The 20971-nt window shown below is 57.5% G+C and carries 17 protein-coding genes, 1 tRNA gene and 1 pseudogene; 11 read left to right on the top strand and 8 right to left on the bottom strand.

Translation table 11 applies throughout. From position 1 onward, the window contains the following. Nucleotides 1–5: 5 nt before the first annotated feature. The 3 genes from GOX75_RS05205 to GOX75_RS05195 form a co-directional block, all read right to left on the bottom strand. Nucleotides 6–983: a MoxR family ATPase gene (locus tag GOX75_RS05205; protein WP_171121492.1), complete on the bottom strand. Its 978-nt coding sequence runs from the start codon at nucleotides 981–983 to the stop codon at nucleotides 6–8. 118 nt (nucleotides 984–1101) lie between these two features. Next, entirely contained in the window at nucleotides 1102–2208 is a 1107-nt protein-coding gene (locus tag GOX75_RS05200) for an acetoin utilization protein AcuC (RefSeq protein WP_171121491.1), read from the bottom strand. 3 nt (nucleotides 2209–2211) lie between these two features. Continuing rightward, entirely contained in the window at nucleotides 2212–3297 is a 1086-nt protein-coding gene (locus tag GOX75_RS05195; RefSeq protein WP_171121713.1) for an AI-2E family transporter, read from the bottom strand. 166 nt (nucleotides 3298–3463) lie between these two features. Between GOX75_RS05195 and GOX75_RS05190 the strand changes: the two genes are divergently transcribed. From GOX75_RS05190 to GOX75_RS05180, 3 genes are all read left to right on the top strand, one after another. Then, nucleotides 3464–4330, top strand: coding sequence for a YihY/virulence factor BrkB family protein (locus tag GOX75_RS05190; protein WP_171121490.1), 867 nt, complete (start codon nucleotides 3464–3466; stop codon nucleotides 4328–4330). Then, nucleotides 4327–6225 carry a cytochrome c3 family protein gene (locus tag GOX75_RS05185; protein ID WP_171121489.1) on the top strand — a complete coding sequence of 633 codons (1899 nt, stop codon included), beginning with the start codon at nucleotides 4327–4329 and terminating at the stop codon, nucleotides 6223–6225. Before GOX75_RS05190 ends, GOX75_RS05185 begins: the two co-directional genes overlap by 4 nt. A 146-nt stretch (nucleotides 6226–6371) precedes the next feature. Then, on the top strand, nucleotides 6372–6512 hold the full coding sequence (locus tag GOX75_RS05180) for a hypothetical protein (RefSeq protein ID WP_171121488.1): 141 nt from the start codon (nucleotides 6372–6374) through the stop codon (nucleotides 6510–6512). Here GOX75_RS05180 and GOX75_RS05175 read toward each other — a convergent pair. Beyond that, a complete protein-coding gene (locus tag GOX75_RS05175) occupies nucleotides 6509–7231 on the bottom strand; it encodes an RlmE family RNA methyltransferase (protein ID WP_171121487.1) in 723 nt (240 codons plus the stop codon). The two genes, GOX75_RS05180 and GOX75_RS05175, sit on opposite strands and share 4 nt — an antisense overlap. Beyond that, the gene (locus GOX75_RS05170; RefSeq protein WP_171121486.1) at nucleotides 7231–8343 is read right to left on the bottom strand and encodes a Ppx/GppA phosphatase family protein; all 1113 of its coding nucleotides are present in this window, start codon (nucleotides 8341–8343) and stop codon (nucleotides 7231–7233) included. Before GOX75_RS05170 ends, GOX75_RS05175 begins: the two co-directional genes overlap by 1 nt. A gap of 240 nt (nucleotides 8344–8583) precedes the next feature. Between GOX75_RS05170 and GOX75_RS05165 the strand changes: the two genes are divergently transcribed. The 5 genes from GOX75_RS05165 (at nucleotide 8584) to GOX75_RS05145 (ending at nucleotide 11999) form a co-directional block, all read left to right on the top strand. Further along, entirely contained in the window at nucleotides 8584–8880 is a 297-nt protein-coding gene (locus GOX75_RS05165; protein WP_171121485.1) for a virulence factor, read from the top strand. 26 nt (nucleotides 8881–8906) lie between these two features. Continuing rightward, entirely contained in the window at nucleotides 8907–9833 is a 927-nt protein-coding gene (locus GOX75_RS05160) for a methylenetetrahydrofolate reductase (RefSeq protein WP_171121712.1), read from the top strand. A gap of 9 nt (nucleotides 9834–9842) precedes the next feature. Further along, complete coding sequence (locus GOX75_RS05155; protein ID WP_171121484.1) at nucleotides 9843–10904, top strand: methyltetrahydrofolate cobalamin methyltransferase; 1062 nt, start codon at nucleotides 9843–9845, stop codon at nucleotides 10902–10904. A 127-nt stretch (nucleotides 10905–11031) separates the two neighbouring features. Further along, nucleotides 11032–11859 carry a polyphosphate kinase 2 family protein gene (locus GOX75_RS05150; protein ID WP_171121483.1) on the top strand — a complete coding sequence of 276 codons (828 nt, stop codon included), beginning with the start codon at nucleotides 11032–11034 and terminating at the stop codon, nucleotides 11857–11859. Between the two features lie 66 nt (nucleotides 11860–11925). Next, nucleotides 11926–11999 (top strand) — tRNA-Gly (locus tag GOX75_RS05145). A gap of 1 nt (nucleotide 12000) precedes the next feature. Here the strand turns inward: GOX75_RS05145 and GOX75_RS05140 are convergent. Then, nucleotides 12001–12858: a class I SAM-dependent methyltransferase gene (locus GOX75_RS05140; RefSeq protein WP_171121482.1), complete on the bottom strand. Its 858-nt coding sequence runs from the start codon at nucleotides 12856–12858 to the stop codon at nucleotides 12001–12003. A 24-nt stretch (nucleotides 12859–12882) separates the two neighbouring features. Further along, a complete protein-coding gene (locus GOX75_RS05135; RefSeq protein ID WP_171121481.1) occupies nucleotides 12883–14928 on the bottom strand; it encodes an ASKHA domain-containing protein in 2046 nt (681 codons plus the stop codon). Nucleotides 14929–15145: 217 nt separating this feature from the next. Here GOX75_RS05135 and guaB point away from each other — a divergent pair, with 217 nt between their 5' ends. The 3 genes and pseudogenes from guaB (at nucleotide 15146) to GOX75_RS05120 (ending at nucleotide 20217) form a co-directional block, all read left to right on the top strand. Further along, nucleotides 15146–16594: an IMP dehydrogenase gene (guaB, locus tag GOX75_RS05130; protein WP_171121480.1), complete on the top strand. Its 1449-nt coding sequence runs from the start codon at nucleotides 15146–15148 to the stop codon at nucleotides 16592–16594. Between the two features lie 71 nt (nucleotides 16595–16665). Beyond that, a complete protein-coding gene (locus GOX75_RS05125; RefSeq protein ID WP_171121479.1) occupies nucleotides 16666–17823 on the top strand; it encodes an RsmB/NOP family class I SAM-dependent RNA methyltransferase in 1158 nt (385 codons plus the stop codon). A gap of 103 nt (nucleotides 17824–17926) precedes the next feature. After that, nucleotides 17927–20217 (top strand): annotated as a pseudogene (locus tag GOX75_RS05120) (ATP-binding protein). Between the two features lie 5 nt (nucleotides 20218–20222). On the opposite strand, the gene GOX75_RS05115 reads toward GOX75_RS05120, so the two are convergent. Further along, on the bottom strand, nucleotides 20223–20816 hold the full coding sequence (locus GOX75_RS05115; RefSeq protein WP_171121478.1) for a sulfotransferase family 2 domain-containing protein: 594 nt from the start codon (nucleotides 20814–20816) through the stop codon (nucleotides 20223–20225). Nucleotides 20817–20971: the final 155 nt, after the last annotated feature.

The following is a 20971-nucleotide window of genomic DNA, read 5'->3' as shown; positions in this document are numbered from 1 at the left end:
GGCCCTTACGGCAACGCCACAAGGCGCAGGATTTCCGAAATGACATCATCGGCGGTTTTGGCGCTGCCCTGCGCTTCGAAGCTTAAGGATATGCGATGGCGAAAGACGTCATGGGCAATAGCGCGAATGTCGGCGGGGTCGACATAGTCGCGCCCGTTCATCCAGGCATGAGCGCGCCCGCACTTATCAAGCGCCAATGACGCGCGGGGGCTGGCCCCGATCTCGATCCAGTTGGCAAGCTCTTCGCTCAGGTTTTCTGGTGTTCGGGTCGCTTGCACAAGATCTGCCATATACCTGTCCATCGCGTCCGAGACATGGATCCGGCCGATTTCCGAACGCGCGGTGAACACAGCGTCCTGTGGGATTGGGGCAGGGCGTTCCCCAGACATTTCCGGGCCTGTTGCGATTTCCTCGTTCCGGACCAGGCGTATGACTTCGACCTCGTCTTCGACCGGCGGGTAGGTGATCTGAACATGCATCAGAAACCGGTCCATTTGCGCTTCGGGCAGGGGGTACGTGCCCTCTTGTTCAATGGGGTTTTGCGTGGCCATTACGATGAACAACGGGTCCATTTTGTGCGTTGTTCCGGAAACCGTGACCTGCCGTTCTTCCATCGCCTCAAGCAGCGCGGCCTGAACCTTGGCCGGGGCTCTGTTGATTTCGTCCGCCAATACGATGTTGGCAAAGATCGGGCCGGGATCGAAGCGAAACGTGCTGCCCGTATCGGTTTGCTGAAACACTTCGGTTCCGGTCACGTCTGACGGAAGAAGGTCTGGCGTGAACTGAATCCGGCTGAAACTGGCGTCCATGTTGCGCGCCATTGCTTTGACGGCGCGGGTCTTTGCAAGGCCGGGCAATCCTTCGATCAACAGGTTACCGTTTGCCAGCAAACCGATGATCAGGCGATCAATGACTTCGGTCTGGCCAATGATGGACTGTCCCATTCGGGCCTTGAGGTCGCTTATTTGTTCGTGTGCATTCATTTTGGTGATCCAATTGCAGCCAATCGGTTAAAACAGGCTGGCAGGTTTCCAAATTATCCGGGCGGTCAGAAATATTTCGTAATGACTGCAGGTTAGCAGCCCTTCCGAAGTCAATCCACTACGAAATCCGGCTTGCAAGCCGCCTCATATCCGCCAACAGATCGGGCCTGATCTCTCCGGTGTTTGGATTGTCGCGCAACGTCTTGAACCAATGGTCCGGCGGCTGTTTGCCAGCGGCCCGGTTCCACGTCAAAGCGCCGAGGACGGATTGCGCATCGGCGTTTAATTCCTGAGGGATTTCAAAGCCATTAAGCACCGCCCAAACGCCGGTCCACAGCCGGGCGACTGACCATGGGTTATAGCCGCCTCCGCCCAGAACAAGAAACCTGGGTGCCATATCTCTTAGGTGTGCCACGGCGCGCCAATGGGCGTTGTTTGACAGAGACAGGCGCGACAGCGGGTCTTCGGCGACAGCATCCGCGCCACATTGAAGGATAATCGCCTGCGGGCGAAACGTGGCCGTGGCTGGCAGGATCACCTGATCCAGTATCGCGTAGAACTCACTATCGTTCAGTCCGCGCGCGACTGGCAGGTTGAACGCAGCACCCCCAGCCGTGTCTTCAAGCACGCCGGTAAAGGGCCAGCGCCGCGCCTCGTGGACCGAGATCATTCTGACTTTGGAAGATCCGCAAAAGGCGGCTTCGACCCCGTCACAATGATGCGCGTCGATATCCACGTAAACGATACGCTCTAGACCTGCATTCAGAAAGGTCAGGATCGCAAGTACAGGATCGTTTAGATAGCAGAACCCGTTTGCGCGGTCAGGCAGGCCGTGATGCGTCCCACCGGCCGGATTATAAACAATCCCTCCCTCCCGCAGTAGTTCTGCGGCCAGCAACGATCCCCCTGCGGCGGTAGCTGGCCTGCGAAACATTTCGGCGAAAACTGGATTTGAAAGTGTGCCAAGGCCGTATTTCTTGCGCATTTCATCGGAAACCGACTGTGTCTTTTCCGCTTTTTGAAGCGCGGCAATATAATCGGGCGTGTGAAAGAGGCGCAGGGCGTTAGGCTTGGCCCGGGGGCTGACCCGATATGCCTCGGGGGGAAGCCATCCTTGTGCCCGGCATAGATCAATAACCGTTGAAACGCGCGGGATCGCAAGCGGGTGTTTCGAACCATAGGTCGAGTTTCGATAGATCTCTGATCCGATGAACAGTGGGCGCATCGCTCAGGTGGTGGAAGTTGGTTGTTGATCTTCACCCAGTCGTCCATCCAGCGACATCAGGATTGCGATCGGGCGCAGCGCGGGGATGTGGCTGAAGACAATAAGGATGCAGACCGTCAGAGGTACACTTAGAAAGGCGCCGATCATGCCCCAGACGGTTGTCCAGAAGGTCAGCGCGAGAATGACCAGAAACGTCGACATGTTCAGCGAACGCCCCAGCATGGCGGGGTCCAGAAAATTGCCGATGAGGAACTGGATCGTCCCGCATCCAAATACGATGATGAGGAACGGACCGATGCTGTCGAACTGAACAAGTGCAATCATCGCAGGAAAAATCACCGCAATGATCGAACCGATTGAGGGGATGAAATTCAGCGCAAAAGTAAGTACAGCCCATGTTTCGGCGTATTCAAGACCCAATAGTTTGAAAACCGAATAGCTGATTCCGGCGGTGATCAGGCTGATGAATGTCTTAACACCGACATAACGCTGCAGGCTGTAAGAGATCGCGTCCAGTACCGACGCAAATTCGGCCCCGGTCTGAGGGTTTCCTGCCGCCAGTTGTATCTTTTTTCGAAAGGCCAGCCGTTCAGCCATGAGGAAAGCCACATAAAGGCTGATCAGGAAGAAATGGTTCAGCAAGGACGTGGCGCTGCCCAACAGAACGCGGGCGACATAAGACATGTCGATGCTGATTAGGTTGTCCCTGATAAAGGTGGTCACGTCATTGCCGACCAGCCCTGTGACGCGGTTTACCGCGCCGTCGAACTGATTTTCATAGGTGCTGATGGAACGCGCGAACTGGGTCGCTTGGCTGCCCAGAATATACATGATCATGAACAAGCCCGCCAAAACGACTGTCACACCAGCGACATTGGCCAGCCAGACAGGGGCGTGGGTGACAGAAATCACCCGGTCGCTTAGGGCGATAATCAGAACGTTGATCAGCAATGCCATCGTCAAGGGAATAAGAAATGCGGACCCGGCATACAGGCCCAGCACGGTCAGCGTGGCAACAATGGCGGTATCGCGGACGACAGACAGCTTCAGCCGGGGTGTCGTATACGTATCGTTTTGGTCCAAGGGCATCGGTTTCCCGCCGCTGAGCTGAGATTGCCTCAAGCTGGTTATCCTATCCTGATCCTGCACAGCCGCGCGGGATTATGCAATGCACCCAGATATTTGTACGGATTAATTTGTCTTTATACTGGATTTGATGGTTCTGTGATCCAATGAGCCGGGGTAGGCTTTCGGCATGAGCGCGAACGTGATTCCCCTTTTTGGCCGGCCTCTTCAGGCGCTGTGGCTGGCCCTTGGTCGCTTTGGTGCCAAGAACGGGTTGGTGATGAGCAGCCATGTCGCCATGTCCCTCATGCTCGCCTTGTTTCCGTTCGTCTTGTTCACTGTGGCCTTGGCCGGATCCTTGTCTCAGGATTATGTCACCAACGAATTGATTGAGCTGATCTTTGGGGCTTGGCCGCAAGACGTGGCCGACCCTATTGTGGCCGAGCTGCGGGCCGTGCTGGAAGAATCCGGTTCAGGCGTCATAACCATCGGGGGTTTGTTGGCCGTGTTCTTCGCATCCAACGGAGTTGCGGCCGTTCGTGCAGCGATGAACCAGGCATATCATGATCACGATAGCTGGCCGTTCTGGAAAACCCGGCTGTTCTGTTTGGCGCTGGTGGTAATCGGTGGCGCCACGATTCTGGCGATCGCTGCGGTCGAGGTGGTCTTGCCGGTCTATACAAAACTTGTGTCTGAAAGGACTGATGTAAACGTATCAGAGTGGTTGTCCGTGGATCGGCTGCGATGGACCTTTACGGTTGCCGTTCCAGCCGGAACCGTGATTCTGGCGCATCTTCTTTTGCCGACGCGTCGACATTCCGTGATGCAGATTCTGCCCGGCGTGGTTCTTACGCTGGCGCTATGGGCAGCAGGGGGATGGGCGTTCTCGATCTATATCGGTCAGTTTGCGTCTTACAGCACGACCTACGCCGGATTGGCCGGTGCAATGGCGGCCTTGATCTTCCTGTATCTATGCGCCGCGATCCTGATCTTGGGCGCTGAGTTTAACGGCGCTTTGATGGACCTTCAGAATTCCGGCGAAGGGACCGTGGATTGAGACATTTTCTTTTCGGTTTGTTAGTGCTTTTCCCGGCGTTCGCTTGGGCACAGGTTCCGTCTTATGTCGGCTCGGATAAATGTGTTGAGTGTCATAAGGCCGAAGCCGACGCATGGGCCAAATCTCATCACGCATTGGCGTGGACCGAGGCAGATGCCGGTCATTTTGTCGCTGACTTTGACGGCACCAGATTTGAGCATGACGGCATGTCTGTCGAGTTTTCCAGCGACGATACCCTGCGTGCTCGGGTCACCGAGAAAGACGGTGTAGCGACCGAGTATGATGTGCACTCGGTGATTGGCATCGCGCCACTTCAGCAATATCTGTTCGAAACCGAACCGGGCCGCTTGCAAAGCTTTGACGTGGTTTGGGATACCGAGCAAAAGCGTTGGTTTCACCTTTACCCCGATCAAGATCTGCCCCCGGATGACGGCTTGCATTGGACCGGACCCTACAAAAACTGGAATGCCCGCTGCGCAGAATGTCACGCGACTGGTTTTGAAAAGAACTACGACGCGCAGACCCGCAGTTACGCATCAACACAGGCGGAAATCGGCGTCGGGTGCGAGGCGTGCCATGGCTCGGGCTCTGCCCATATCGACTGGACCAACGGCCAAAGTGTCGGCGGCGACCTGACAGAATACGGGTTCACTACGGATTGGGGCAGCGGTCAGACCGAAGCTGAAATCCAGCAATGTGCCGGATGCCATTCACGCCGTGAAGCACATGGTGACGGCAACCCCTTGCCGGGAACGCCGTATCATGATGCCTATAACCTCGCGGTCCTAAGGCCGGGATTGTACCACCCGGATGGGCAGATACTGGATGAAGTCTATGTCTATGGCTCGTTCCTGCAGTCCAAAATGTACGCGCAAGGCGTAGGGTGCATGGACTGCCACGAGCCCCACAGCGCAACGTTGCGGGCCGAGGGGAATGGTGTTTGCACACAGTGCCATTCTCCCGCTGGGAACAGCCGCTTTCCGACTTTGACGGCAAAAGAATACGACGCGCCTGATCACCACCACCATCCTGACGGCAGCGACGGCGCACAGTGCAAGTCGTGCCACATGATCGAACGTGTCTACATGGGGGTCGATGGTCGGCGTGATCACAGTTTCCGTATTCCGCGCCCGGACTTGGGGCTTGGCGAAGATGCCTGCACCGATTGTCATAAGGACGAGGATCAGGAATGGGCGGCAACACAGATTGAGGCATGGTTTCCCCAGTCGGAACAGCGTGGCACGCATTATGGCACGTCGTTTCAGCAAGCGCTGACAGGCCGCGCGGACGGACCCGCCGCATTGCTTGATATCGCCACCGATCCCGGGCAGGCGGGCATCGTTCGCGCGACAGCGGCGTATTTGCTGCAGGATTTTGGCTCGGACGAAATTGCAGCTCAGACGGCGTCTTTGCTGGCGGACGTTGATCCGGTTGTCCGCGCCAACGCAGCCCCTCTGCAACGATACGCGAGTATGTCGGATCGGGTTCAGCGGTTGGAACCGTTGCTGTCGGACCCGCGCCGTAATGTTCGGATTGCAGCGGCGAAAGAGTTTCTGACCATTCCACCGCAAGTAATGACCCGCGAACAAGGGCAACTGGCCGGGCAGGGTATGTCCGAGTGGCAAGGCGCGATTGCCAACCGCCTGGATTTTCCCGAAACGCACATGGTGCTGGGCGGCATGGCATTGACGCTTCGCAATCCTGAAGCGGCCGAACGCGCCTTTGCCGAAGTGATTACCCTTGACCCGCAGCGTGCTGAAGCGTGGCCGATACTGGTTCAACTCGTTCAACTGAACCGTGGGGTCGAGGCCGCGCAGAGCGTTCTTGCTGAAGGGTTGTCGCGGGTTCCAAACCACCCCGAATTGCTGCAATTAAAGGCCCAGATCGGGCGCTGAATTGGCATTGTAATACCCGCTTTCGGCCACGTTCACGGCAAAATCTATCGGTATCCAAATCGGAAGGAGTAGAAGCTTTTTTCGGTAAGGGGTTTGAAATGCTTGGAAAACCGGTTCGGATATCGCAATTGCAACGACCGCTATCAATGTCCCAGCGCATTGAAGATCTGCGCACACGGAAGCCGCAATATCTTAACCATGGCGAGGCTCTGCTGCTACAGGGCATCGCGGCTGCGTCCCTGCGCGAACAGGTTCTGACAGGAGAGCGGGTTTCGTTAGAGGATTAAGAGTCGCCCCGAAACCCAGTCGCTACAACAAATTTCTCGGAACTGTCTGAGCGGGACGCAGGTGGTTTGACGTTGGCGACCTTGGTGAATTTCTGTTTCAGAAGTTTTTGCAGATCGCCCTCGGCACCACCGGCCAGGACTTTAGCGACGAAGGTGCCGCCTTCTTCCAAAACATCAAATGCGAAATAGGAAGCTGTCTCACACAGTGCCATGATCCGTAAATGGTCGGTTTGCTTATGCCCCGATGAGGCGGCTGCCATGTCCGACATTACCACATCGGCCTTGCCGCCCAGCCATTCTTTAACCTTTTGGTCTGCGTCGTCTTCCATGAAGTCCAGCACATGGGCCGTTGCGCCAGCGACCGGCTCGACTTCTTGCAGGTCCACGCCCAGAACCGTGCCGATCCGCTTGCCGCTTTTTTCGCCCAGCGCATTCACCCGCTTGACAGCGACCTGCAACCACCCGCCGGGCGCGCAGCCCAGATCAACGACGCGAGCGCCGGGGACCAGAAAGCGAAACTTGTCGTCCAGTTCCAATATCTTATAGGCCGCGCGTCCGCGATACCCTTCGGCATTAGCGCGCTTGACATAAGGGTCATTCAACTGCCGTTCGAGCCAGCGGGTTGAGCTGAGCTTGCGCCCACGTGCAGTCTTGACCTTAACCTTCAGGTCGCGCTGTCCGCGGCCCGAGTTGTTTTTGCCAGTCGGTGTCTTCGCCATCAGAACGGTCCGTCTTCCAATACGCCGTCCGCGCTCATTTGTGCATAAAGCAAACCCTCGCGCAGCCCACGATCCGCCACGGAAAGGCGGTCGGTGGGCCAGCAGCGTAATAGTGCCTGCAAAATGGCCGAGCCGGACATGATCAGGGCCTGCCGGTCATCACCGATACGCGGATCCCGGCGCCGACCCTGAGGGCCGAGTTCTAGATAACCACGTATCACTTTGTCAATCTGATCGCTGGTCATGCGCAGGCCATCGACCTTGGTTCGGTCATACCGTTTGAGCCCAAGGTGGGAGGCAGCAACGGTTGTGACCGTGCCGCTGGTGCCTACAATCTGAAACCCTTCACGTGCCTGCTCATCTTTGTAGGGGGCGAAATCGGCCAGGTTCTCTTCGAAAAACCAGCTCATCAAGGCAAACCGAGCCGAGTCATCCTCGACGTCATTGAATTGGTCCCGGAGGGTCGCGACCCCCAAGGGAACACTGATCCAGTCCACAACCTTGGCCGCAGGAAATGGGCTTTCGGCCGCGTGGAACCCATTGTGCAGGCGCATGATCGCCGCAGGTCTGTCCCGGCGCGGAATGGATGAGACGTCGATCCACACCAGTTCGGTCGAGCCGCCGCCGATATCCACGACCAGCAATTGTTCGGTCTTGGTTGAAACCAGAGGCGCGCAGGAGATCACGGCAAGCCGTGCTTCTTCCTCGGGCTGGATGATCTCAAGCGTCAGCCCGGTTTCGCGCCGCACCTGCCGGATGAAGTCGCGTGAGTTTTTGGCGCGCCGACAAGCTTCGGTCGCAACCAGCCGCATTCGTCGGACTTTATTGCGTTTCAGTTTTTGCTGGCAAATCCGCAGCGCCTGAATGGTGCGCGCCATGGATGACCGGGACAAACGCCCGGTCCGCTCAAGACCCGCGCCCAATTGCACGGATTTTGAGAAGCTGTCGACCACATGGAACCCGCTGCCCTTGGGCTGGGCTATCAACATGCGGCAGCTATTTGTCCCCAGATCCAGCGCCGCATACAACGCATCTGGATCGGGTCTTGCCGGCGCGGGGCTTTCGACCGCCTTCGGGAACGCGCCCGCACCTTTGGGACGCTTGGGCGCCATCGTAACGCCCTCCGATTTTCGAGTTACCCCGACCATAGGTCGCGCGCCTGCGTCGTGCAAGACGCTCATTAAGGTGATGAGAATTTTGATGTGAGGGTTTGCTCAAGACTTCGTTACAAGGCCGGTATCCCATCGTGGGTAAAAAGGTCGTTAGAACTCTGCCTTGTGTCGAAAATCGACCGACCTGAGCCCATATTGAAGTTTAGAACCGATCCATCTGGTTAGGAGGAATCAAACGCGATGCCTGACGTCACCATCGTTTTTTGGCGCGATATCCCAGCTCAAGTCATCGTCGGCAAAGGCCGACGGGGCGCAAAGCGGCAGTTGGAAGAACGGTTCGAGCAAGCCATCGACCGCGCGGCTATGAAGGTGAACGCCAAGGATAGCGACGCCTATCTGGCCGAATGGCGCAAGGCCGAGCCTTTTGCGGTTGAGGGCGACCCGTCCGAGATCGCCGAGGCCGAGGCCGTGCGTCTGGAAGCGGAATATGATCAGGACCGCATCAAGGCGCTGATTGCAAATGACGGTTGGGCATGAGCCCGAAATCTATATGGGAGGCCGCGATGGCTTTGCTGAACTTCAAGAAACGTGATGCGGCCGAAAACGGCCCTGTGAACCCGACCGTCGAAGCCTTTTTGCAGGGCTATTCGATCGAGGTAATGCCCCGTACGGCTGAAAAGGTCGAGGATTTCCGCGCTCTGCTGCCTGAAGGTACCCGTGTCTACATCGCCCATATCGAGGGCACCCCGATCGAGGACATGGTCAAGACCGCCAAGCGCATCGCCGCCGAGGGCTATCCGGTCATGCCGCACTTTCCTGCGCGGATCATCAAGGACGCGGCGACGCTGGAAAACTGGATTTCCATGTATCAGGGCGAAGCGGGCGTGGATCAGGCGCTGCTGCTGGCCGGTGGACTGGACAGGCCGCAGGGTGATTTTGACAGTTCGATGCAACTGATGGAGACCGGCCTGTTTGACAAGGCAGGTTTCAAGCGTCTGCACGTGGCTGGTCACCCCGAGGGCAACAAGGATATCGACCCGGACGGCTCGACCAAGAATGTTGACGATGCGCTGCGCTGGAAACAGAAATTCAGCGAGACAACCGACGCCGAAATGGCGCTGGCGACACAGTTTGCGTTCGACGCGAAGCCGATCATAGAATGGGCAGACGGTCTGAAGGCCGCGGGGATCGACCTACCGATCCATATTGGTATTGCGGGTCCGGCCAAGTTGCAGACCCTGATCAAATTCGCGATTGCCTGTGGCGTTGGTCCATCGCTGAAGGTTCTGCAAAAGCGTGCGATGGATGTATCCAAGCTGTTGCTGCCTTATGAGCCGACCGATGTGATCACCGAATTGGCCAACCACAAAGCCGCCAACCCGGATTTCAACATCACCAACGTACATTTCTTCCCGCTTGGCGGCGTCAAGACCAACGCCAACTGGGCTATCAACAATGGCGGCGCTTCGGCAAAGCCTGCAAATACCTAAGGAACGGACATGACCCGTACTGTCGTAGAATCAAAAACAAAAACCGCCGTTCTGGGCTTTGACGAACCGTTCTGCGTGATCGGTGAGCGGATTAACCCCACTGGCCGCAAGAAACTGGCCGCAGAACTGGAAGCGGGCGATTTCTCGACTGTCGAGAAGGACGCCATCGCGCAGGTTGCAGCAGGCGCGACCGTTCTGGATATCAATGCGGGCGTTGTCTACAACTCGAACCCCAACCCGAACGAGACCGAGCCACCGCTGATGACCAAGATCGTTGAGCTGGTTCAGGGCCTGGTTGACGTCCCGCTCTGTATCGACTCGTCGGTTCCGGGCGCTCTGGAAGCCGGTCTTGAGGCGGCTGAGGGCCGCCCGCTTCTGAATTCGGTTACCGGTGAAGAAGAGCGTCTGGAATTGGTGCTGCCGCTGGTCAAGAAATACAACGTGCCGGTTGTGGCAATCTCGAACGACGACACCGGGATTTCCGAAGACCCTGATGTGCGGTTTGACGTCGCTAAGAAGATCGTTGAACGCGCCGCCGATTTCGGCATTCCGGCCCATGACATCGTGGTTGACCCGCTGGTTATGCCCATCGGCGCGATGGCAACCGCTGGCCAGCAGGTATTTGCATTGGTTCGTCGCCTGCGCGAGGAACTGGGCGTGAATACGACTTGCGGTGCATCCAACATCTCGTTCGGTCTGCCGAACCGTCACGGCATCAACAATGCCTTCCTGCCGATGGCAATGGGCGCTGGCATGACCTCGGCGATCATGAACCCTGTGGCCTTGCCAGTTGGTCCCAAAAAGCTGGCTGAAAAGAAGGCCGAGGTAGCAGCCAAAGGCATCGTACTGCCTGCGGATATGGATGATGAGACCTTCTGCCAACTGTTCGGCCTGGGCTCGACCCAACCGCGCGCCGGCAAAGAGATGGAGGCCATCCGCGCCGCTAACCTGCTGACCAACAACGACCCGCATGGCGGGGCATGGATCAAGTTCAACAAGTCGCCTGAAGAAGCCGCGGCAGCCGGTGCCGCAGGTGGTCGTCGTGGTGGTGGACGTCGCCGCCGCGCGTGATCCGCATCACATTTTGAGTCAAAGCCGGGCCTAGTGCCCGGCTTTTTTTCGTTTGACACCGATCAATGCCTCTTGTGGCCGTTGTAGTGACACTGGTTGTGATTTTTTCGCAGATCAGGGCGCCATTATGACCAAGCATTTTCCCCCGAAACTGACCGAGGCAGATCTGTCGCTGAGGCTGGGCAAGAAAGAGTATTTTGAGGAACTGGTAGAGTTGCAGGCGCAACTGGCGTTGATCCAACAGGCGTTTTTGTTTCACGGGACCAAGGGCGTGCTGGTGTTCGAAGGATGGGACGCGGCGGGCAAAGGCGGCACGATCCGGCGGATCAGTCAGGCGTTGGACCCGCGCAGCTTCAAGGTTTGGCCGATTGGTGCGCCGCGCAACTACTACCTGAATCGTCATTACCTGTTGCGGTTCTGGGAACGGCTACCGCCCGAGGGCGCGATCTCGGCTTTTGACCGAAGCTGGTATGGGCGGGTGCTGGTCGAGCGGTTGGAAAAGTTCACCTCCGAAGATCGCTGGCGCGCCGCTTATGGTGAGATCAACGATTTCGAGCGAATGCTGGTGGATGACGGCACGCGGATCGTAAAGCTGTTCTTCCACATCTCGCCCGAGGAACAGATGGCGCGATTCACCGAACGTCTACGCAACCCGCTGAAGCGCTGGAAACTGACCTATGAGGATTTCCGCAACCGCGAACACTGGTCCGAGGCGGAAGTCGCGGTGGATGAGATGCTGGCGCGCACCTCGACCCAGATAGCGCCGTGGCACGTGATCCCCGCCAACAACAAGAAATACGCCCGGATCAAGACGATGCGAACGATTGTTGAGGTTTTCTCCAGGGACATCGACCTGAGCCCGCAACATCTGGATCAGCGAACCCTTGATGCTGCGTGCGAAGTGTTGGACGTTGAAAAATCGCTGATCGACAGCCTGCGAGCCCGGACAGAATAATCTTGCGGCATCCTGTCGAAACGTGCTTGAAGCTGGTCGTGAGCCAATGTTATTCAAACCCGCGCGGCGGGTATGATGTAATGGTAGCCTGTCAGCTTCCCAAGCTGAACGCGCGGGTTCGATTCCCGCTACCCGCTCCAGTTACTCGGGCCTACGTGCCTGAAACAAGTTTATGAGCGCAGGTACGTTGACCATATCCCCTGCCTGATAGGGCTGGAATTCACCTGCTACTGCGTCCCGAATGACCGCGATATCTTCGGGTCCACCGTCGAAATGGGCGATCACCCGCGCCGCTGGGCCAACTCGTGTACAGAGTGCAGCGCAATCCTCTAGCGTTCCGTATACCGGTAAGGTCAGATCAACCGCGTCGACCTTGATGTCAGTCAGTTCGGCGTCTGCCAGCAAACCTGTGACGCGATCCTGATCATGAAAGGCCAAAGGTCCGGGTGCGTTGCGATCCACTTTTGGTGGTGTTCCTAGGCGCGCGGTGGCTGCAATGTGTGGAATAAAGAACCAGGGGTTGCCGGAGAGCGGACCCCAAGCGGCAAAAGTCATTTGCCCGCCGGGCTTCAGGGCTCGTGCCATGTTTGCAAAGGCAGCAACCGTATCATCGAAGAACATCACGCCAAAACGCGAGATCATGGCATCCCGGTCGCCTTCGTCAAAAGGGTGGGTCTGCGCGTCTGCGAATTGAAAGCCGACATTTGAATGCCCGGCTGCCTCTGCGCGTACCGCAGCTCGATCCAGAAAAGGCTGTGAAAAATCAGCGGCTAGAACGTGACCTTTGGGGCCAACGACCTGGGCAGCCTGAACCGTGCTCGCGCCAGTGCCGCAGCCGATGTCCAACACACGATGCCCTGGTTGAAGGGTGGCGCGATCCAGAACCAGATCCAGAACCGGGGCCAGAAGGGCATCCATCTGATCCTCATAGGTCAGCCATTTCGCACCTGAGGGTGAGTTGCCCCAGAATTCAGCCTGTTCTTCGTTTGCTATCGCCATGTCGCCTCCGGTTCTTTGGGGTAACTATGACCTGCGGCGACGACGGCGGCCAGATTTTTCCTCATCCCCGCCACCGGTGTTGAATGAAGGCGAGGGGAGGGTGACCACCTGCGCCAGTTCCGGAAATGGGTCGGTTTTGTGCGGGATCGCGTTGGCGGCTACGAAATGATCCTGAAACTTGGGCTCAATCGCGGTTTCGACTTTGGTGATCTCGCGCACGACACGTTCAATTTCCTTGCGCGATCCGATGTTGCACAGGGCGACCCGCGCGCCGGTACCGGCCGCGTTTCCTGCGCTGGAGACCTTGTCCAACGGTGCGTCGGGGATCATGCCCAACACCATCGCGTGTTTGGTCGAGATATGCGCGCCGAACGCCCCGGCCAGAACCACGCGATCCACGGTGTCGACCTGCATCTCATCCATTAGCAGGCGCGCACCGGCATAAAGCGCCGATTTCGCCAGTTGGATGGCGCGGATGTCACCTTGGGTCACAGTGATACGCGGGCCGCCTTCGGCGCTGGCGTCGTGGATCAAATAGGAATGTGTGCGCCCTTCGGGGATGCAGCGCGTGGTGCCGGTTTGTTCAGCCGATCCGATCAGGCCGCTTTCATCCAGCAGCCCGGCGATGCGCATTTCCGCCACGGCTTCGATAATGCCTGAGCCGCAGATGCCAGTGATTCCGGTGGTGGCGATGTCCTGATCGAACCCGTCCTCGTCGGACCACTTGTCAGACCCGATGATGCGGAAGCGGGGTTCCTTGGTAATGGGGTCGATCTCGATCCGTTCAATCGCGCCGGGCGCAGCGCGCTGGCCAGAACTGATCTGCGCGCCTTCAAACGCGGGGCCGGTGGGCGAGGAACAAGCCAGCACGCGTGTGGTGTTGCCCAGCAGGATTTCGGCATTGGTGCCGACATCGACGATCAGCACAAGGTCTTCCGACTTGCCCGGTTCCTCGGACAGGGCAACGGCGGCACAGTCGGCCCCCACATGTCCCGCAATACAGGGCAGGATATAGACCTGTGCGCGGGGGTTCATCTTGGTTAGGTCCATCTCACGCGCGGGCAGGGACATGCTTTCCGATGTCGCCAGCGCGAAAGGGGCCTGCCCCAGTTCAACCGGGTCCAGACCCAGCAGCAGGTGGTGCATGACCGGGTTGCAGACGAACACCGTTTCCACGATCAGCGCGGCGTCGATCCCGGCCTCATCCGCGATCGAGGTGGTCAGGTCATTGATCGCCTCACGCACGGCGCGGGTCATCTCGGCGTCGCCGCCGGGGTTCATCATGGCGTAGGACACGCGGCTCATCAGGTCTTCACCAAAGCGGATCTGCGGGTTCATCAAGCCGGACGATGCCTTGACCTCACCGGTTTCCAGATCAGTCAGGTGGGCGGCGACGGTGGTTGAGCCAAGGTCGATGGCCAGACCGTACAGCCCTTGTTCATGCAGGCCGGGCCAGATTTCCACGATCTGCGCGACCTCATCCTTGTGGCCTTTGTGGACGGCTACCGTGACCTCCCACTTGCCTTTGCGCAGCACAGGCTGCAACTTTGCCATCAGCGACAGATCGGCGGTGACGGCGTCGATCTTCCACTGCTCGCGCAGGGCGCGTTCCAGCCGCTCCAGATCGCCGGTGGGCGAGTGCATGTCGGGTTCCTCGACCACCACGAAATACAGCCGCGTCGCCGGGTCCATGGTGATGGCACGGGCCGCAGCCGCTTTGCGCACGACCTGGCGATGGACCTGAGATTCGGGCGGCACGTCAATCACCACGTCACCCTGAACCGTGGCTTGACAGCCCAGACGGCGCCCCGGCTTCAACCCGCGCTTGTCGTCATAGCGTTGTTCCACCGCGTTCCATTCGCTCAGCGCGCCTTCGGATACCGACACGCCGTGCTTGGGAAACTCACCATAGCTGGGCGTGATTTGGCATTTCGAACAAATCCCGCGCCCGCCGCAGACCGAATCCAGATCGACACCTAACTGCCGGGCAGCGGTCAGAACCGGGGTGCCGACAGGGAAATGCCCACGTTTGCCCGAGGGGGTAAAAACGACAAGGGGTTCGGTGGTCATATCTGGCCTGCCTTTTGTATTCGCGCATCTGCCGCGCAAGATATGGGTTTGTGCGCAAAGGGAAAGGGCAATCAGCGGCAGGTTTTGACCGTCTTGCGTCGTTTTTTGCCGCGGCAATGTCCCGCAGGGCAAAACTAGTTTAGGTCAGGGGCTTTTCCTTAGCTTGAATCCATGCAATAGGGTCGCCGTCAAACGGGGTTTTGCATGGGGTTAGCAGATGCAGATTCGTGAGGCACTCACCTTTGACGACGTTCTTCTGGTTCCGGGCGCATCTTCTGTGCTGCCCGCAACGGCGAACACGACGACGCGCGTGACGCGCGAGATTACCATGAACATCCCGCTGCTGAGTTCAGCGATGGACACAGTGACCGAGGCGCGCATGGCCATCGCCATGGCCCAAGCGGGCGGCATCGGCGTGATCCACAAGAACCTGAGCACCGAGGAACAGGCCCGCGAGGTACGCCGGGTCAAGCGGTTCGAATCCGGCATCGTCTATAACCCTGTGACATTGCGCGCGGATCAGACGCTGGCTGATGCCAAGGCGCTGGTCGAGCGGTATAACTTCACCGGTTTTCCCGTTGTCGACCCCGAGGGGCGCGTTGTCGGTATCGTGACCAACCGCGACATGCGGTTTGCGACCTCTGACGACACGCCGATCCACGCGATGATGACCGCCGACAATCTGGCGATGCTGCAGGAACCCGCCGATCTGGAAGAAGCTAAAAGCCTGATGAAGGCGCGCCGGATCGAAAAGCTGCTGGTTGTTGACGCCGAAGGCAAACTGACTGGCCTGCTGACCCTGAAAGATACAGAACAAGCGGTGCTGAATCCGACTGCGTGCAAAGACCGCCTGGGCCGTTTGCGCGTTGCGGCGGCGACTTCGGTCGGGGATGCCGGGTTTGAGCGTACCGAGCAATTGGTGGATTCAGGCGTCGACATTATTGTTGTGGACACCGCACACGGCCATTCACAAGGCGTCCTGGACGCGGTGAAACGGGTCAAGACCCTGTCGAACGAGGTTCAGATCATCGCCGGTAATGTAGCCACTGGCGAGGCGACCAAAGCGTTGATCGACGCGGGCGCGGACTCGATCAAGGTGGGGATCGGGCCGGGCTCGATCTGTACCACACGGATGGTGGCCGGTGTGGGCGTGCCGCAGTTGACCGCGATCATGGATTGCGCTGCGGCGGCCGGGGATGTGCCGATAATCGCCGATGGCGGCATTAAATTCTCGGGCGATTTTGCCAAGGCAATCGCGGCGGGGGCGTCCTGCGCGATGGTCGGTTCTATGATCGCAGGCACCGATGAAAGCCCCGGTGAAGTGATTTTGTATCAGGGCCGCTCGTTCAAATCTTATCGCGGCATGGGTAGCTTGGGCGCAATGGCGCGAGGCTCGGCGGATCGGTACTTCCAGAAGGACGCCGCCAACGACAAGCTGGTGCCCGAAGGGATCGAAGGGCAGGTGCCCTACAAAGGCTCGGCCAGCGCCGTTGTGCATCAGTTGGTCGGCGGTCTGCGCGCGGCGATGGGCTATACCGGCTGCGCAACTGTGGAAGAGATGCGGCGCAACTGCAACTTTGTCAAAATCACGGGCGCGGGGCTTAAGGAAAGCCATGTGCATGACGTTCAGATCACCCGCGAAAGCCCGAATTACCGCGTGATGTAAACTCTCGAATTGTGCGATGCGGCGCCTGTTGGGGCGCCGTTTTGCGTTTCTAAAGAGCAAGGGACAGCCCGATGACACCAGCAGCCCGCGTTCAGGCCTCCATCGACATTCTGGACGAGATTCTCGGCGGAGTGCCGGTTGAAAAGGCGCTTACGGGATGGGCGCGACGTAGCCGTTTTGCGGGGTCCAAAGATCGTGCTGCCATTCGTGACCATGTTTTCGGTGCTGTGCGATGCAAACGATCCTTTGCAGCACTTGGCGGAGCGGCAACCGGGCGGGGGCTGATGATTGGCGCGTCACGCGCAGCCCAGGCTGACCTTGCCGCGCTTTTCACCGGCGAACGTCACGCGCCGATTGCTGTGCTGGAAACGGAAGCTGGGCGAGACTTTGCATCTGATGCAGAGCGGTACGATATCCCCGATTGGATGTGGCCTATGTTCAAGGATTCCTTGGGAGATCAGGCTGTTCCTGCTGCAGAAGCGTTGCAAAGACGTGCTCCGATCCATCTACGCGCCAACCTGATCAAAACCAATCGGTCCGACGCAATTGTGGCACTGGATCAGGATGGGATCGTCGCACGCGTTCATCCAGCTAGTGACACGGCACTTGAAGTCGTCGAAGGGGCCCGCAAGATCGCACAAAGCCGGGCCTATACCGAAGGGCTTGTCGAACTTCAGGATGCGGCAAGTCAAGCTGTCGTATCTGCGCTGGACCTGCAGCCCGGTCTGCGCGTTCTCGACTATTGCGCTGGCGGCGGAGGAAAGTCTTTGGCCTTGGCTGCGCATGACGGTGTCGAAGTTTTCGCACATGATGTTAACGCAGGTCGGATGCGTGACATTCCTGCACGCGCTGACCGCGCTGGTGCCAAGATTACGACAGTGTCCACGCAAGAGGTTCGGAAACACGGTCCTTTTGATATTGTGTTGGTTGATGCACCATGTTCAGGAAGCGGCTCATGGCGGCGTGCACCTGCCGGGAAGTGGGCATTGACCCCACAGCGCCTGACTGAGTTGACTGAATTGCAGTTTGAAATTTTGGAGGCAACGTCGTCGCTGGTCGGTCAAGGCGGAACACTGGCCTACGCGACCTGTTCGATGTTGAGGCCCGAAAACGACGAAGTCGTCGACAGGTTTACGGCGCTGCATTCCGAATGGAGAGAGGCATTTCGCAATAGGTGGTTGCCGACTGAGGGCGCGGACGGTTTCTTCGTATCACATCTAAAGCGGTAATTTTGACGCATCAAACAACTTGGGGTAGATTGTGGCGAGAGAATTAATAGGGTGTTAATAAATTTGGGCTGATCTCCAAAAAATCTTTTGATCCGAGTTGTTAATGCCTGAAACCCTAGCTTTGATTTCTGAACATCCCCTCAGGAAATTTCCTGCCAACGTAAGGCTTGTTGCTTTGGTCATGCTGGGTGGCGCACTTAGTTTCGCACCCTTTGCCAAAGACCTACCGGAAGCTATTGCAACTGGATTTCTGGTCGTCGGTGCCTCATTTCTGTCGGCTGCATTTTTGGTCGTGCTCAGGGGGCAGATCGCAGAACTATTCCTTCGGCAGGCCATCAAGGTCATGGCATCGTTCGCAGAACAGGACATGTTTTCCTGCGTGATCGAGGATTCCGAAGGGTGCGTGCGCCACGCGAATTCCAGGGCTTCGGCTCGGTTCCGTGCTTTTCCGGGGGTCAGGCTGGACAGTTCTCTCAAGTCCGTGTTTGCCAACCCGTCTGCGGTTTTGCTTCGTCTGCAAGCTTTGGCGGAAATTCACGGAAAGGCACGTGAAGACGTTGTCACCGTTGGGTCGACTGTGCCGGTCTCGGTCTTTGATGTTGGGCACGGCTTATATTGCTGGCGCTTCAAAATGGACGAGCGGGGGCAATGGGACGATGCGGATGTTCCTGTTCTGACGCACGGAAGAAATGGCACGCTGCTGCGTGTCAACGGGGCTGCAGAAAGTCTGCTTGGTTTCCGGCCTGAGACCATAGAGCAAGTCTTTGCGACAGAACTCCCGCTTGCTGGTGAAATTGTGCGTGCCGAAACTGCCGATACGTCAATCCCGGTGACAGTGTGTGAGCTTTCACGCTCGGGATCAGTTCAAGATACACTTATTCTTACAGTGAATGTGTCAGCCGGCCCCGCGCCTGAGGCCCCATTTGATGATTTACCAGTCCCCCTCATGTGCCTTTCGCTTGACGGGCAGATCAAAGAGGTCAACCGTCTGGCCGCCAAGCTTGTCGGGGATATCCGCCCGGGTGAAACGAACGTGGCGCAGATCATGCAAGGGCTGGGCTATCCAATCCACGAATGGCTGGCACGTTCTGCCGCCGATGATGCAGTACCGTGTTCGGAATTTCTTAGGTTAAGTCGCAAGGATAAAGAGGTCTTCGTTCAGGTCACTCTGAGCAAGGTCGTCAACAAGGGCGAAGTTTGCCTGATCGCCGTGCTGAACGATGCGACGGAGCTCAAGACTTTGGAGGCCCAGTTCGTTCAGGGACAAAAGATGCAGGCCGTTGGGCAACTGGCGGGTGGTGTCGCGCATGACTTCAACAATCTGCTAACGGCGATCTCGGGGCATTGTGACCTGTTGCTGCTTAGACATGATCAGAATGATCCAAACTACAGAGATTTGGTTCAGATCAACCAAAACGCCAACCGCGCGGCTGCGCTGGTAAGTCAATTGCTGGCGTTCTCACGCAAACAGACCCTTCAGCCCGAAGTTCTGGACTTGCGGGATACAATTTCTGACCTCATCCATCTGTTGAACCGACTGGTCGGAGAGAAAATTCGCCTGATCCTCAGCCATGATCCGGTTCTCAAACCCGTGCGGGCAGATAAGCGCCAACTGGAACAGGTTTTCATGAACCTTGTCGTGAATGCACGGGACGCCATGCCGGAAGGGGGGGATGTGCGAATTGAAACTGAGGTTGTTCGTATGACAGAGCCACTTCGCAGGGACCGCGCGACGGTTCAACCCGGCGAATATGTTACTGTTAAGGTCATTGATAGCGGCACCGGGATTGCTTCGGACAAATTGCAAAAGGTGTTTGAACCCTTCTACACGACGAAAAGAACCGGCGAAGGCACCGGGCTGGGCCTGTCTACTGTTTACGGAATCGTAAAGCAGACGGGGGGTTCATCTTTGTTGACAGTCTGATTGGGCGCGGAACCGAATTCACGGTATTCCTGCCTGTCTCTGGCGCAGAGGAGCGGGTTGTTCCCGAAGAAGCCACCTTGCCTGACGCTCAGGGTGCTCGCTCGGGCGAAGGCGTTGTCCTCTTGGTCGAGGATGAAGCACCGGTCCGCGCATTTGCCACCCGCGCGTTGAGGTTGAAAGGGTACACGGTGCTTGAGGCGGATTGTGCGGAAGAGGCTTTACGGTTGCTGGAAGACGGGTCCTTGAATGTGGACGTATTTGTCACCGATGTCGTTATGCCCGGCATGGATGGGCCGACATGGGTTCGCAAGGCAATGAAAGATCGTCCCGATGTCCGAGTCATCTTCATGTCAGGCTATACCTAAGGCGCATTTGGGAACTCGGACCACGATATCAGCAATTCGACCTTCCTGCCGAAACCCTTTTCTCTGAACCAACTTACAGAAGCGGTGTTTCAACAAATCAATTGAAACTGTTAGAGCGCGGCGTCATGACATGCGAATTCGGCGGCATGTGATTGGCGAAATGCTATTTCCGTTTCCGGGCTCAAACTCAAATCGCGTTTTGGCGAGACATTCTCTTGGGTCAAAGATATCTCTGTGCCAAGTCGGTCTTGCAGGAAATCCAGTATTTTGTCCTGATTTTCGTATTTGAAAACGTGACTTGCGCCAACACCGTTGTTCCGTGTGCGAAAAAACTGGCTCTGACTGCCTACATCCGCGAAGTCCGGGCGCGGGGTCTGCATGTAAGCTTGAACGAAATCATCAAAGCTCAGGTCGTGGGTGGAATGAGGGTGGCCCAGACGCTCGGGCCGGGCGCGAAACTTGTACCAACTGCCAAGCCAGTCGATCGGCTCTCGGACGACGGCCATGATTTCCATCTCGGTGTCGTACATTTTTCGAAAGATATTCTGAAAAAAACGATCATAGCGTCGGACCGGCGCGTGTTTCAGGTCCGGCGGGCCGGTAATCACAAAGTCAGCACGATCCTGCAACGCCGTGTGGTACGCTGTACTTCCGGTTTTAGGTACGGCCAGGAACGCAAGACGTTCTTTATAGAAAACAAGCAATTATCGCGTCCTTGGCCAAGTTTGTCACAAGGGCAGAGTGGCGTAAACGACTCTTTAACACAATTGCTGAACAGTACTTTCTGTAAGTTTTTATTGAAATGTTCTCTTTTTGGTCCCATAAGGAACAAGAGGCGAACAAAGCAGTGATTGCCGCC

The organism is Ruegeria sp. HKCCD7251, assembly GCF_013031165.1.
GTDB lineage: Bacteria > Pseudomonadota > Alphaproteobacteria > Rhodobacterales > Rhodobacteraceae > Ruegeria.
The sequence above is the reverse complement of the archived record's forward strand: the minus strand, read 5'-3'. Positions and strand labels throughout refer to the sequence as shown.

What these genes read in the sequence shown, in the direction of transcription:
- GOX75_RS05125 (WP_171121479.1), top strand. Translation starts at nt 16,666, where the DNA reads ATGACACCAGCAGCCCGCGTTCAGGCCTCCATCGACATTCTGGACGAG.
- GOX75_RS05165 (WP_171121485.1), top strand. Translation starts at nt 8,584, where the DNA reads ATGCCTGACGTCACCATCGTTTTTTGGCGCGATATCCCAGCTCAAGTC.
- GOX75_RS05200 (WP_171121491.1), bottom strand. Translation starts at nt 2,208, where the DNA reads ATGCGCCCACTGTTCATCGGATCAGAGATCTATCGAAACTCGACCTAT.
- GOX75_RS05160 (WP_171121712.1), top strand. Translation starts at nt 8,907, where the DNA reads ATGGCTTTGCTGAACTTCAAGAAACGTGATGCGGCCGAAAACGGCCCT.
- guaB (WP_171121480.1), top strand. Translation starts at nt 15,146, where the DNA reads ATGCAGATTCGTGAGGCACTCACCTTTGACGACGTTCTTCTGGTTCCG.
- GOX75_RS05180 (WP_171121488.1), top strand. Translation starts at nt 6,372, where the DNA reads ATGTCCCAGCGCATTGAAGATCTGCGCACACGGAAGCCGCAATATCTT.
- GOX75_RS05170 (WP_171121486.1), bottom strand. Translation starts at nt 8,343, where the DNA reads ATGGCGCCCAAGCGTCCCAAAGGTGCGGGCGCGTTCCCGAAGGCGGTC.
- GOX75_RS05140 (WP_171121482.1), bottom strand. Translation starts at nt 12,858, where the DNA reads ATGGCGATAGCAAACGAAGAACAGGCTGAATTCTGGGGCAACTCACCC.
- GOX75_RS05150 (WP_171121483.1), top strand. Translation starts at nt 11,032, where the DNA reads ATGACCAAGCATTTTCCCCCGAAACTGACCGAGGCAGATCTGTCGCTG.
- GOX75_RS05205 (WP_171121492.1), bottom strand. Translation starts at nt 983, where the DNA reads ATGAATGCACACGAACAAATAAGCGACCTCAAGGCCCGAATGGGACAG.
- GOX75_RS05135 (WP_171121481.1), bottom strand. Translation starts at nt 14,928, where the DNA reads ATGACCACCGAACCCCTTGTCGTTTTTACCCCCTCGGGCAAACGTGGG.
- GOX75_RS05175 (WP_171121487.1), bottom strand. Translation starts at nt 7,231, where the DNA reads ATGGCGAAGACACCGACTGGCAAAAACAACTCGGGCCGCGGACAGCGC.
- GOX75_RS05190 (WP_171121490.1), top strand. Translation starts at nt 3,464, where the DNA reads ATGAGCGCGAACGTGATTCCCCTTTTTGGCCGGCCTCTTCAGGCGCTG.
- GOX75_RS05195 (WP_171121713.1), bottom strand. Translation starts at nt 3,297, where the DNA reads ATGCCCTTGGACCAAAACGATACGTATACGACACCCCGGCTGAAGCTG.
- GOX75_RS05155 (WP_171121484.1), top strand. Translation starts at nt 9,843, where the DNA reads ATGACCCGTACTGTCGTAGAATCAAAAACAAAAACCGCCGTTCTGGGC.